General features: G+C 66.8%; 10 protein-coding genes. 6 read left to right on the top strand and 4 right to left on the bottom strand.

Annotated elements, in window-relative coordinates:
* Positions 1 to 63 precede the first annotated feature (63 nt).
* The gene (locus AC4BCK_RS17900; protein WP_490566296.1) at positions 64 to 249 is read left to right on the top strand and encodes a hypothetical protein; all 186 of its coding nucleotides are present in this window, start codon (positions 64 to 66) and stop codon (positions 247 to 249) included.
* Positions 250 to 477: 228 nt separating this feature from the next.
* Here AC4BCK_RS17900 and AC4BCK_RS17895 read toward each other — a convergent pair whose 3' ends face one another.
* From AC4BCK_RS17895 to AC4BCK_RS17880, 4 genes are all read right to left on the bottom strand, one after another.
* A complete protein-coding gene (locus AC4BCK_RS17895; RefSeq protein ID WP_400591782.1) occupies positions 478 to 1128 on the bottom strand; it encodes a TetR/AcrR family transcriptional regulator in 651 nt (216 codons plus the stop codon).
* A 16-nt stretch (positions 1129 to 1144) separates the two neighbouring features.
* A complete protein-coding gene (locus AC4BCK_RS17890) occupies positions 1145 to 2440 on the bottom strand; it encodes an ABC transporter permease (protein ID WP_490566295.1) in 1296 nt (431 codons plus the stop codon).
* Entirely contained in the window at positions 2437 to 3141 is a 705-nt protein-coding gene (locus tag AC4BCK_RS17885; protein WP_400591786.1) for an ABC transporter ATP-binding protein, read from the bottom strand. The genes AC4BCK_RS17890 and AC4BCK_RS17885 overlap by 4 nt, the downstream gene beginning before the upstream one ends.
* Before the next feature lie 128 nt (positions 3142 to 3269).
* Complete coding sequence (locus tag AC4BCK_RS17880; RefSeq protein WP_310113734.1) at positions 3270 to 3911, bottom strand: DNA alkylation repair protein; 642 nt, start codon at positions 3909 to 3911, stop codon at positions 3270 to 3272.
* 187 nt (positions 3912 to 4098) lie between these two features.
* Between AC4BCK_RS17880 and AC4BCK_RS17875 the strand changes: the two genes are divergently transcribed.
* From AC4BCK_RS17875 to AC4BCK_RS17855, 5 genes are read left to right on the top strand one after another with little or no spacing between them, the layout of a single operon-like run.
* The gene (locus AC4BCK_RS17875) at positions 4099 to 7812 is read left to right on the top strand and encodes a nitrate reductase subunit alpha (protein WP_490566294.1); all 3714 of its coding nucleotides are present in this window, start codon (positions 4099 to 4101) and stop codon (positions 7810 to 7812) included.
* On the top strand, positions 7812 to 9506 hold the full coding sequence (gene narH / locus AC4BCK_RS17870; protein WP_490566293.1) for a nitrate reductase subunit beta: 1695 nt from the start codon (positions 7812 to 7814) through the stop codon (positions 9504 to 9506). The genes AC4BCK_RS17875 and narH overlap by 1 nt, the downstream gene beginning before the upstream one ends.
* Positions 9503 to 10123 carry a nitrate reductase molybdenum cofactor assembly chaperone gene (gene narJ, locus AC4BCK_RS17865; RefSeq protein WP_174175010.1) on the top strand — a complete coding sequence of 207 codons (621 nt, stop codon included), beginning with the start codon at positions 9503 to 9505 and terminating at the stop codon, positions 10121 to 10123. The genes narH and narJ overlap by 4 nt, the downstream gene beginning before the upstream one ends.
* A gap of 2 nt (positions 10124 to 10125) precedes the next feature.
* Positions 10126 to 10992, top strand: a complete 867-nt coding sequence (gene narI / locus AC4BCK_RS17860) for a respiratory nitrate reductase subunit gamma (RefSeq protein ID WP_251420490.1) — start codon at positions 10126 to 10128, stop codon at positions 10990 to 10992.
* A gap of 12 nt (positions 10993 to 11004) precedes the next feature.
* Positions 11005 to 12258 carry an MFS transporter gene (locus AC4BCK_RS17855; RefSeq protein ID WP_174175006.1) on the top strand — a complete coding sequence of 418 codons (1254 nt, stop codon included), beginning with the start codon at positions 11005 to 11007 and terminating at the stop codon, positions 12256 to 12258.
* Positions 12259 to 12308 lie beyond the last annotated feature (50 nt).

Below are 12308 nucleotides of genomic sequence, written 5' to 3'. Positions count from 1 at the left end.
TGTATCCGCGCCTTTCCTGCCGGGGGCTGTTAGCGTGAAGGACCGGCCAATGAAGGAGGAGCGATGACTGTCAACTCACCAGATTCACTGCCTGAGGATGATCCGCAGGAGGGTACGGCCACTGCGCAGGGGAAGGGCGACGGCGGTGTTCCCGGCAAGGATGACGGCGTGGGGATCGGCGCGGATGCCGAACCCAACACGTTTGAACCCGAAGTGGATCCGGACGCCACGGATGCCGAAGCCGATTAGGGCCTGAAGCAAGCGCTTAATCACCGCTGCTTGTGCACGGTGCTGCGTCTGGCAGCACTGCTTGTACGGGCCCTGCTCAATGTTTAATCAAGATTTGCGGCAACCCTGCGAAATGGACTTTCGGGACTCTAGGCGGCTGTAAGTTTCTATCTGTTTCCACGTTATTCCCCAACACGGAAGCACCAGGGAGCCCCCGCGCTGGAGCCAGACTCGCGCGGGGGCTCCGCCTCATGTGGCAGCAGTTTCCCCTGCCGGAGCAGCGGGGAGCAGCTTCTGGAGCGCCCCGGCGAGGAGCTGTTCCGTCCCGGCATGCGGGTGCCCCGGGTTGCTGCTGTTCTGCTGTTCCAGGGTGAACCGGAGTATTCCCGGAATGAGGTGGGCTATCAAGGCGCTCTGGGTCCGCGTCTCCTCCGAAGGTTCGTTTGCAGGCGCGGAGCGGCGCAGCCGGAGATAGAGGACCTCCTTGAGCTCCTCGTACACGTCGGAAAGCCGTACAATCTCCTTCTGCATCAAGGCCGGGGTGCGGCTGATAATGCCCATCCGGTCTGCTGCCAGGGCCCTGTCCTCGGTGCCCACGGGAGCGAGGGTCGCCAGGAGGTCCAGGATTCCAGCCAGCAGATCCGGTGAGTCCGAGGCCAGGAACTCCCGTACGCGCCGTTCATCCAGCCTGCCGGGTTCGGCCCCGAGGATCGCCTGGTCCTTTGTCTTGAAGTAGTTGAAGAACGTCCGCTGTGAGACACCGCTGGCAGCGCAGATCATGTCCACTGTGACGGCCTGGAAGCCGTGCTCCTGGACCAGGGCCACGGCGCTCCGCTCAATGGTGAGCGCCGTCGCGGCCTGCTTGCGCTGGCGCAGACCGGGTTCCCGCTGGTCTGTCATGCGTGGTTCCTGCCTCTCATTCGTAGCGAAGGGAGTCGATGGGATTCTTCCTGGCTGCCCTGCTCGCCGGCAGGGTCCCGGAGATGAAGGCAATAGCCATGATGAGCAGCATAATGCCCATGATGGCGCCCGGCTCGAACAGGAGGATGTTCAGCCCGGGCAGGGAAGACAGCGGTCCCGCGGACAGCGCCGCGTTCAGCGCGCTGCCGGCCAGCACCGCCGCCGCGACCCCGATCAGGCTGCCGAGGAAGCCGATGAAGGCAGCTTCGAGGCTGAAGAGGGCGAAGATTTTGCCGGCCCGCATGCCCATGGCTTTCATGAGCCCGATTTCACGGGTGCGTTCCTGCACGCTCATCAGCAGCGTGTTGACAATGCCGAAGGCCGCGGCCACCAAGGCGACGATGGCGAAGGCGTTGAGGACGCCGATGATCCCGTCAATGACCGTTTTGATGACGCCCAGCTGGTCCTGGATGGTCTGGGCCCCAAAACCGGCAGCCGCCACACTGTCCTGGAGGTCGCTTACCTGTGCGCTTGAAAGGGCCGGATCAAAGTAGGCGACGGCGAGGGGGTACCGGGCGGGGCCGGTGTCGATGCCGGCGCTTTGCGCCTCAGCCAGAGCTGACACCATGGCAGGGTTGGCCCCGCCGCCGGAGGACAGCAGGCTCTCCTGGGAGATTCCGACGACGGTGCCGTCCACCTGGTGCCGCGCACCGAGCACGTCCGTGATGCCCAGTTGGACCACCGCGCCGACGGCGTCCTGGGCATCGGCGAATCCGAGCGCGTCCACGTAGTCGGCGGGAAGGACCAGTTCGCGCGTCCCGGAGGACTCGGAAAGCTGGGCGCCGGCGAGGAGGTCTGCCCGGGTGATCGAGGATGTGGGATTGACGCTGAGCTCGAATTGCCCGCCGCCGTTGTACTGCACAAAGTCAACAGCCACCGCCTGGACAGGGTCAAACCGGGAAATGCCGCTTATCCCTGCGAGTTTTGCAAGGTCAGCCTCCGTCATCGGGTCGCTTTGTCCGGCCCCGGGCAGGGCGGGGCCACCCGTTGCGGACGATGCACTGGATGTCTTCGGGTCATACGCGCGCGGACCTTCGGTTGTATCCTCGGCGGTCCTGGTGACGATGAAAACGTCATCGGCTCCCAGCGAAGCCACCTGTTTGGTGACGTAGTCCGTGACTCCCGCACCCACCGCCGTCGTCAGCGTCAGGGTGAACGCGCCGATGAACAGGGCCAGCACTGTCAGCGTGGTGCGGAGCTTGCTGCGCAGGGTGTTGCGGGCAGCGGACCCCACCAGGTCGGCGGCTTTCATGCGGCAGCCACTCCCGCCCCGGAGGGAACAACCACGCCATCGCGGATGAAGACCTGGCGGTCGCAGCGGGCGGCGAGATCCTCGTCGTGGGTGACGATGACCAGGGTAATGCCGCGGTCCCGGTTCAATTGGAAGAGGGTGTCTTCAACGATTGCTCCCGTTGCGCTGTCCAGGTTGCCGGTTGGTTCATCGGCAAAGATGACCGTTGGCTCGTTGATGAGGGCTCGGCTGATCACCACCCGTTGCTTCTGTCCTCCCGAGAGGTCATTGGCGTTGCTTGCGGCCTTGTCCTCGAGTTCGAACTGCCGCAGCACGGCCAGGGCGCGTTCCCTGCGTGCCCGGGGGGACACCCCTGCGATCTTCAGTGGAAGGGTCACGTTGTCCATGACGCTGGTCCCCGGCGTCAGGAAGAACTGCTGGAAAACGAACCCGAACTCCGTGTTGCGGAGCTCGCTGGCCTTCTTCGGCGGCAGCGCCAGGGCGTCGCGGCCGTTGAAGGAGAGGCTGCCGGAATCCGGCGTGTCCAGTAGTGCGATGATGTGCATCAGGGTGGACTTGCCGGACCCGCTCTTCCCGACGATGGCTACGCTTTCCCCTGGCGCCACCTGCAGCGTGACGCCCTTGAGGGCGTGGAACGTGCTGGATCCTTTGCCGTAACTCTTGCTGATGTTCCTGGCGTCGATGACCAGCGGGGAGGTCATTCTGGTCGCCTTGAGAAGCCTGACATGTCTTTCTCCTGTCGATAAATTGCAGTAACTGCAATTTATCATGCAGTGACTGTAGTTTTCTAGAGGAGGAGGTATGAGGGGCTCAGCGCACCACCCGGACGTCAGCCATTGTTCCGGCGGACCATCTCGTTGATCCAGGCGGGGGCGAAGGGGGACGTGCAGCCCGGAGACGTGGGATAGTCCTTGAGCACCTCCAGGCGCTCGCCGATCTCCAGTGCCCGCGCCCGGTGCCCGGCGTGCTCGATTCCGATCTGGGCGAGGCAGGTGTTCATGGCCCACTGCAGCCGGTCCGGGGCGTCCTTCATCTCTGCCTCGATGACGTCCAGCAGCCCCGGAAGGTCCAGACCCTCGGGCGCCTTGGCCACGCGCTCGCTGGTCAGTGCCCAGCCGGCAGCGGCCACCCCGGGATCCGGGTCGGCCAGCCAGGCCACGCGCAGGTCTTCGGCGTGCGGGCCCTTCTTCACCACGTAGTTCACCAGCCAGTCCTGCACCTTGGCCGCGCGCGACCCGCGCAGCATGGCGTCCAGCTCATCCCGCCCGAAGGCCTTGGGCCGGCAGACAAGGAGCGCCAGCAGCCTGGCCGCTGTGTCGCCGGTGGCCCACAGGTCCCGGGCAAGGTCCTGCTGGGTCTTCAGCCGCTTGGCGATGGCGCGCAGCTTGCTGAGGTTCACGCCGTGGTCATCGCCGTGCCGCTCGTTCACCTCGCGTGCCCTCGGGTCCTCGAGCTCCGCCAGCTCGGCCATCAGCTCCGCCACCGTTGTTCCTGTCAATGCTGTCCCGGCCACCGCTTGTCTCCTGTCCGCCGCCTGCGGTTTTCAGCCTACGGCCGGAAGAATCACCCGGCGAGCCGCAACCTAGTCCCGCCCCGCCCAAAACGCAACCAGTCGAAAGACCCTACTCGCCCGCCGGAGCCACACCTACCGTGGCAGCATGGCTGAGGAGCGTTTTGTCCCGGGGGTAGACGGAGCAGCATCGGATGCAATGCTGAAGGTGGGCCGGTTTTTCACGAAGTGGGACCAGACCGACGACGGCAGGGCAGTCTTCCGGGAGGGCGGCCGCAAGGGGGACATCTTCTACCGCGACCGGTGGAGCCACGACAAAGTGGTCCGCTCCACCCACGGCGTGAACTGCACCGGGTCCTGCTCCTGGAAGGTGTACGTCAAGGACGGCATCATCACCTGGGAATCCCAGCAGACCGACTACCCCTCGGTGGGGCCGGACAGTCCTGAATACGAACCACGAGGCTGCCCCCGCGGGGCGGCCTTTTCCTGGTACACCTACTCGCCCACCCGGGTCCGCTTTCCCTACGCCCGTGGGGTCCTGGTGGAGATGTACCGCGAGGCGAAGGCCCGGCTTGGCGACCCCGTGCTCGCTTTCGCAGAGATCGCCGCGGACCCGGACAAGCGGCGCCGCTACCAGCAGGCCCGCGGCAAAGGCGGCCTGGTCCGGGTGTCCTGGCAGGAGGCCATCGAGATTGCCGCCGCCGCGCACGTCAACACCATCAAGACCTACGGCCCGGACCGCTGCGCCGGCTTCTCGCCCATCCCGGCGATGTCCATGGTTTCGCACGCGGTGGGAACCCGCTTCATCCAGCTCATCGGCGGCGTGATGACCTCCTTCTACGACTGGTACGCGGACCTCCCCGTGGCCAGCCCGCAGGTGTTCGGGGACCAGACGGACGTGCCCGAGTCCGGCGACTGGTGGGACGCGCGCTACCTCATGATGTGGGGCTCCAACGTTCCCGTCACCCGCACCCCGGACGCGCACTGGATGGCCGAGGTGCGGTACCGCGGCACCAAGGTGGTCACCGTCAGCCCGGATTATGCGGACAACACCAAGTTTGCCGATGAATGGCTTCCCGCCCAGGCCGGAACCGACGCCGCGCTGGCCATGGCCATGGGCCACGTGACGCTCAAGGAATTCTTCGTGGACCGGCAGGTGCCCTTCTTTACGGACTACGTGAAGCAGTACACCGACCTGCCGTTCCTGGTCCGCCTGGAAAAGCGCGACGACGGCGCCCTCACGCCGTCGAAATTCCTCACCGCGCGTGACATCCCGGCGGAGTCCGGGGCTGAGGACGCTGCCTTCCGCACCGTCCTGTTCGACAAGAAGGCAGGCCGTCCGGCCGTCCCGAACGGTTCCATGGGGTTCCGCTACTCCGGCAGCGGCGAGGGCAGGTGGAACCTGGACCTCGAGGGGATGGACCCCGCACTGTCCCTGCGGGAGGTCTCGGGAGAAAGCGCCGAGATCCTGCTCCCGTGCTTCGAGCAGGCGGACGGCACCGGCAGCGTGCTCCGGCGCGGCGTGCCCGTGATCGAGGTGGAAGGCCAGCTGGCCACCACGGTGTTCGACCTCATGCTCGCGCAGTACGGCGTGGGCCGCGAAGGCCTCCCCGGCGAGTGGGCCGCCGGGTACGACGACGCCGCCACCCCCTACACCCCGGCCTGGCAGGAGGAGATCACGTCCGTTCCCGCCCAGGCCTGCATCCGGGTGGCCCGCGAGTTCGCCCGCAACGCCGAGCAGTCCAAGGGCCGGTCCATGATCATCATGGGCGCCGGGATCTGCCAGTGGTTCCACGGCGACACCACGTACCGGGCCATCCTGGCGCTGGTGATGCTGACCGGCTGCATGGGACGGAACGGGGGCGGCTGGGCGCACTACGTGGGGCAGGAAAAGACCCGCCCTATCACCGGCTGGGTGTCGCTGGCCAATGCCCTGGACTGGTCCAGGCCGCCGCGCACCATGATCGGCACCGGGTACTGGTACATGCACACGGACCAGTGGCGCCAAGACGGATATTCAGCGGATGCGCTGAAGTCCCCGCTGTCCACCGGCGCCCTGGACGGCCTGCACACCGCGGACGCCATCGCCCAGTCCGCGCGGCTTGGATGGATGCCGTTCTACCCGCAGTTCGACCGCAACCCCCTGGACCTCGCCGACGAGGCCGAGGCCGCCGTCGCCGCCGGAACCGCCAAGGACACCCCCAGCTATATCGCGGACGCACTCAAGAGCCGAACCCTGAACCCGGCCATTGAGGACGTGGATGCCCCGGAGAACTGGCCGCGCACCCTGGTCCTGTGGCGCTCCAACCTCTTCGGGTCCTCGGCGAAGGGCAACGAGTACTTCCTGCGGAACCTGCTGGGCACCCACAACAACGTCCTGGGCGAGGACCATGCGGAGGGGCTCAAACCCACGAATGTGAAATGGCACGAGCAGGCGCCGGAAGGGAAGCTGGACCTGCTGGTCTCCGCCGACTTCCGGATGACCTCCACCACCCTGCTGTCCGACGTGGTGTTCCCCGCCGCCACCTGGTACGAGAAACACGACCTGTCCTCCACGGACATGCACCCGTTCGTGCATGCGTTCACCCCGGCCATCGACCCGCCCTGGGAAACCAAGACCGACTTTGACACCTTCCACCTGCTGGCCCGCGAGTTTTCGAAGATGGCCAAGACCCACCTGGGCATCCGGCGCGACCTGGTGAGCGTGCCGCTGCAGCACGACACCCCGGGCCAGCTCGCCCAGCCCGGCGGGACGGTCCGGGACTGGCGGAAGCCGGACATCCCCGCCGTGCCGGGGCAGAACATGCCCGTCTTTTCGGTGGTGGAGCGGGACTATACAACCATCGCGGACAAGCTGGCCGCCGTCGGGCCCCTTGCGGACAAGCTGGGCTTCACCGTCAAGAACGTCACCTACAAACTGGCCGGGCCGCTCCAGCGGCTCAGCCACTCGAACGGCGTGATGCTCGGCGGCGCCGCGGACGGCCGCCCGGCCATGGACACCGACGCCAAGATGGCGGAGGCCATCCTGGCCTTCTCCGGCACCACCAACGGTGCGCTGTCCGTGCAGGGCTTCAAGGATTTGGAGATCCGGACCGGGCGGAAACTGGCGGACCTGTCCGAGGGGTCCGAGGAAAAGTTCATCACGTTCGCCCAGACCCAGGCGGCCCCGGTGCCGGTGATCACGTCGCCGGAATGGTCGGGCTCGGAGACGGGCGGCCGCCGCTACGCCCCCTTCACCATCAACATCGAGCGCCTCAAGCCCTTCCACACCCTCACCGGCCGCATGCACTTCTTCCTGGACCACGACTGGATCACGGACATCGGGGAGGCGCTGCCCATCTACCGGCCGCCGCTGGACATGCACCGGCTCTTCGGCGAACCCAAACTGGGCCGGAACGGGCAGCTGGAGGTGGTGGTCCGGTACCTGACGCCGCACTCCAAGTGGTCCATCCACTCCGAATACCAGGACAACCTGCTGATGCTCTCGCTGTCCCGCGGCGGGCCCACCGTCTGGATGAGCCCGGCCGACGCCGACTCCATCCAGGTCCGGGACAACGACTGGGTGGAATGCCTGAACATCAACGGCGTCCTGGTGGCCCGGGCGATCGTCAGCCACAGGATGCCCGCGGGTGTGGTGTACGTCCACCACGCGCAGGAACGCACCATCGACGTGCCGAAGTCGGAGGCCACCGGACGGCGCGGCGGCATCCACAACTCCGTCACCAGGCTGCTGGTCAAACCGTCGCACCTGATTGGCGGCTACGCCCAGCTGGCGTACGCGTTCAACTACCTCGGCCCCACCGGAAACCAGCGGGACATGGTGGCCACGGTCCGCCGCCGCTCACAGGAGGTGCAGTACTGATGAGGGTCATGGCTCAAATGGGCATGGTGATGAACCTGGACAAGTGCATCGGCTGCCACACGTGTTCGGTCACCTGCAAGCAGGCGTGGACCAACCGGGCGGGCACTGAGTACGTCTGGTTCAACAACGTGGAAACCCGGCCCGGCCAGGGGTACCCGCGCCGGTACGAGGACCAGGACAAATGGCGCGGCGGCTGGGACCTGAACAAGCGGGGCAAGCTGGTCCTGAAGGCCGGCGGCCGGGTGAAGAAGATGTTCGGGCTCTTCGCCAGCCCGGTCCAGCCCGAGCTCAAGGACTACTACGAGCCCTGGACGTACGACTACAAAACCCTGGTGGACGCGCCCCTCGGCGACGACTTCCCGGTAGCCCGGCCCAAATCCCTGATCACGGGGGAGGACACCAAGGTCACCTGGTCCGCGAACTGGGACGACAACCTGGGCGGCTCCGCCGAGAACGGCCACCTGGACCCGCTGGTGGAGAAAGTCCGGCGCGAGTCAGAGGACAAGATCAAGTTCGCCTACGAGCAGACCTTCATGTTCTACCTGCCGCGGATCTGCGAGCACTGCCTGAACCCGTCCTGCATGGCCTCCTGCCCCTCGGGCGCCATCTACAAGCGCGTGGAGGACGGAATTGTGCTGGTGGACCAGGACAAGTGCCGCGGCTGGCGGCAGTGCGTCACGGGCTGCCCGTACAAGAAGATCTACTTCAACCACAAGACCGGCAAGGCCGAGAAGTGCACCTTCTGCTACCCGCGGGTGGAGGTGGGGATCCCCACGGTGTGCTCGGAGACCTGCGTGGGCAGGCTGCGGTACCTTGGGCTGTTTCTGTACGACGCCGATGCGGTCACCGCGGCGGCGTCCGTCACCGACCCGAAGGATCTCTACGACGCCCAGATGGACGTCCTGCTGGACCCGAACGATCCCGCCGTCCAGGCCGAGGCCCGGGCGCAGGACATCCCGGAGGACTGGATCGACGCCGCCCGGCGCTCGCCGGTGTACGCCCTGGCCAAGGTGTACAAGGTGGCCCTGCCGCTGCACCCGGAGTACCGGACCATGCCGATGGTCTGGTACGTGCCGCCGCTGTCCCCGGTGGTGGACCTGTTGCGGGACCAGGGGCACGACGGCGAGGACCACGGCAACCTGTTCGGCGCCATTGATGCCCTGCGGATTCCGGTGGAGTACCTCGCCGAGCTCTTCACCGCCGGGGACGCGGACCGGGTCACCGCGGTGCTGAAGAAGCTTGCGGCCATGCGTGCGTTCATGCGCGGCATCAGCCTGGGCAACGACCCGGACGAGTCCATCGCCGAGGCCGTGGGCATGGACGGGCAGACCATGTACGAGATGTACCGGCTGATGGCCATCGCCAAGTACGACGAGCGGTACGTCATTCCCAAGGCGCACGTGGAGCAGGCGCATGATCTGGAGGAGATGGGCTGCTCGCTGGATTTTGACGGCGGCCCGGGCATGCAGGATTCCTCGCCTTTCGGTGAGGCAAGCGGCAGGCCCGTTCCCGTGGCGGTGGATACCTTCCACGCGCTCAAGGACCGGCAGACCAGCGACGAGGTATCAGCCGGAACCAGCCTGAAGGGCAGGGTGAACCTGCTGAACTGGGACGGCCGCGGGGCCCCGCCGGGGCTCTTCCCGGACAAGGGGCCCGAACCGGGGACCCTGGCCGCGGCGGAGGACCAGCCGTGAGCCGCCGCGACCAGGTGGTGTACATGGCCGGTGCGTGGTGCCTGTCCTACCCGGACCAGGACCTCCTGGGCAAGGTCCCGCTCATGCGCGCCGCGCTCGCGGAGTTCCCGGGCGCCGTCGAACCCTTCCAGGAGGTGCTGGACGCGCTGGAAGCCACGCCGCTGATGGAGGCACAGGCGCACTATGTGCGGGAGTTCGACCTCAGCAGGCGCCACGCCCTGCACCTGAGCTACTGGACGGACGGGGACACCCGGCGACGCGGCGAAGTGCTGGGCAGCTTCAAGAAGGCCTACCGGCAAAGCGACATCCTGGTGGACACCCAGGGGGAGTTGCCGGACTACCTGCCCATGGTGCTCGAGTACACCGCGCTGGTGGACTTCGCCGCAGGGCGGGAGCTGCTGATCCGGTACCGGCCGAGCCTGGAGATGCTGAAGTTCGGGCTGCTCCGGGACAAGCTTCCGCACGCCAGGATCCTGGCGGCCATCTGCGCCACCCTGCCCGGGAAGTCGCCGGCAGATGAACAGGCCGTGATGCGGATGGCGGGCTACGGGCCGCCCACCGAGGCCGTTGGCCTTGACCCCTACGATCCGCGCCTGTTGCCCGTGAAGGGGGCCTGACCATGGTGACGTTGGAAGCACAGCCCGGTGCCGCCGTCGAACTCTCTGCCCTGGACATTGTCTTGTGGGGCGTCCTGCCCTACGTCATGGTGGTGGTCCTGGTGGGCGGGCTGATCTGGCGCTACAAGTACGACCAGTTCGGCTGGACCACCAGGTCCTCCCAGCTCTATGAATCGAAACTGCTGCGGATCGCCTCGCCGCTGTTCCACTTCGGCCTGCTCGCCGTGATTGCCGGGCACTTCTTCGGGCTGGTTATCCCGAAGTCCTGGACGGAAGCGGTGGGGATGAGCCAGGATTTCTACCACTTCAACGCCCTGTTTGTTGGCGGGATCGCCGGCATCGGGACCCTGGGCGGGATCGTGCTGCTGATCTACCGGCGGCGCACCACGGGGCCGGTGTTTATGGCCACCACCAAGAACGACAAGGCCATGTACGTGGTGCTCACGGCAGCCATCGTGTTTGGTTTGTGGACCACCCTAGCCAGCGTGTTCGAGGGCGGGCACGGGCACAATTACCGCGAAACCGTGGCGCCATGGTTCCGGTCGCTGTTCATCTTCCAGCCGGACATCGCGGCCATGGCTGCCGCGCCGTTCTCCTTCCACCTGCACACGCTGGTGGGGATGGCGCTGTTCATCATCTGGCCGTTCACGCGGTTGGTCCACGCCTTCACCGCGCCGTTCCACTACCTCTTCCGCCCGTACATTGTGTACCGCTCCAGGGACCGCGACGGCGGCCGGACGGGCGGGCGCGCGCGTGCCGGGGCCGGAAGCAGGTCCGGAACCACTGCCGCCCAGAACCCCAACGCCCCCGCTGCGAAGCGAGGCTGGTCCGCGGTCGGAACCCAGGACCGGGACACGCGGAACCGGTGAGAGGAGAAGAAGATGACTGAATCCGCGCCGCCCACCGGAACCTCCGCCCCCGCTGAGACCTCCCACCCCGGCAAGGGACGGAACCTGGCCCTGGCCACTGCCGCCTCGGTCACGGCGTTCTGGGCGTGGAACATCGTGGCGCCGCTGGGTGCCCGCTACACCCAGGAAATGGGTTTGAACTCCACCGCCACCGCCGTGCTGGTGGCCATGCCGATCTTTGTGGGATCGCTCGGCCGGATCGTGGTGGGCGCCATGACGGACCGGTTCGGCGGCCGGGCCATGTTCACGTTTGTCCTGCTGGGGAGCGTTCCGCCGGTGCTGCTGGTGGCCCTCGGCGGCACCCTCGGTTCCTATGCCTTGGTGCTCGGTGCCGGCCTGCTCCTGGGCGTGGCAGGGACCGTGTTCGCCGTCGGAATCCCCTTCGTTTCTGCCTGGTATGAGCCCTCACGGCGCGGCTTCGCCACGGGCGTTTTTGGCGCCGGGATGGGCGGGACCGCGCTGGCGGCCTTCCTGACCCCGCGGCTGGTCAACTGGATCGGCTACCTGCCCACGCACCTGCTGATCGCGGGGCTGCTGGTGGTCATGGGGGCCGTGATCTGGTTCAACCTGAAGGAGTCTCCGGACTGGCACGCAAACACGGCCCCGGTGATCCCCAAGCTCAAGGACGCGGCCGGGCTGGCCGTCACCTGGAAGCTGTGCTTCCTTTACGCGCTCGTTTTTGGCGGGTTCGTTTCCTTCGCCACCTATCTCCCCACCTACCTCCGTGACATTTACCAGTTCGATCCCACGGCTGCCGGCACCCGCACCGCAGGCTTTGCCCTGGCAGCGGTCCTGTTCCGGCCCATCGGGGGAGTGCTGGCGGACCGGATCGGGTCCAAGCCGGTGGTGCTCTCGTCGCTGGCGGGCATTGCGGTCCTGGCGTTCATCGTGAACCTCCGGCCCGACGGCGAGATCCCGGCCGGCCTCACCTTCGTGGCGATGGCCTCAGCACTGGGCCTGGGCACCGGAGGCGTGTTCGCCTGGGTGGGCAGGCTTGCGCCGGCCGGCAAGGTGGGCAGCATCAGCGGCATTGTCAGCGCGGCCGGCGGGATGGGCGGCTACTTCCCGCCGCTGGTCATGGGCGCCACCTACAACGCAGCTGACAACAGCTATTTCATCGGCCTGATGCTGCTGGTGGTCACGGCCGTCGTTGCGTTTGTGTTCACCATCGTGGCCATCCGCTCGCCGAAGCAGCCTGCGCGGCAGGGCGCGTTGAAGGGGACGTGACCTCCGACGGCGGGTGGCCGGGGCCGCCGGGGCAGTTTCGTTACGAGGGC

This window comes from Pseudarthrobacter sp. As-47 (genome assembly GCF_058215595.1).
The sequence above is the reverse complement of the archived record's forward strand: the minus strand, read 5'-3'. Positions and strand labels throughout refer to the sequence as shown.

What these genes read in the sequence shown, in the direction of transcription:
- narH (WP_490566293.1), top strand. Translation starts at nt 7,812, where the DNA reads ATGAGGGTCATGGCTCAAATGGGCATGGTGATGAACCTGGACAAGTGC.
- AC4BCK_RS17885 (WP_400591786.1), bottom strand. Translation starts at nt 3,141, where the DNA reads ATGACCTCCCCGCTGGTCATCGACGCCAGGAACATCAGCAAGAGTTAC.
- narI (WP_251420490.1), top strand. Translation starts at nt 10,126, where the DNA reads ATGGTGACGTTGGAAGCACAGCCCGGTGCCGCCGTCGAACTCTCTGCC.
- AC4BCK_RS17890 (WP_490566295.1), bottom strand. Translation starts at nt 2,440, where the DNA reads ATGAAAGCCGCCGACCTGGTGGGGTCCGCTGCCCGCAACACCCTGCGC.
- AC4BCK_RS17875 (WP_490566294.1), top strand. Translation starts at nt 4,099, where the DNA reads ATGGCTGAGGAGCGTTTTGTCCCGGGGGTAGACGGAGCAGCATCGGAT.
- AC4BCK_RS17895 (WP_400591782.1), bottom strand. Translation starts at nt 1,128, where the DNA reads ATGACAGACCAGCGGGAACCCGGTCTGCGCCAGCGCAAGCAGGCCGCG.
- AC4BCK_RS17880 (WP_310113734.1), bottom strand. Translation starts at nt 3,911, where the DNA reads ATGGCCGAGCTGGCGGAGCTCGAGGACCCGAGGGCACGCGAGGTGAAC.
- AC4BCK_RS17900 (WP_490566296.1), top strand. Translation starts at nt 64, where the DNA reads ATGACTGTCAACTCACCAGATTCACTGCCTGAGGATGATCCGCAGGAG.
- AC4BCK_RS17855 (WP_174175006.1), top strand. Translation starts at nt 11,005, where the DNA reads ATGACTGAATCCGCGCCGCCCACCGGAACCTCCGCCCCCGCTGAGACC.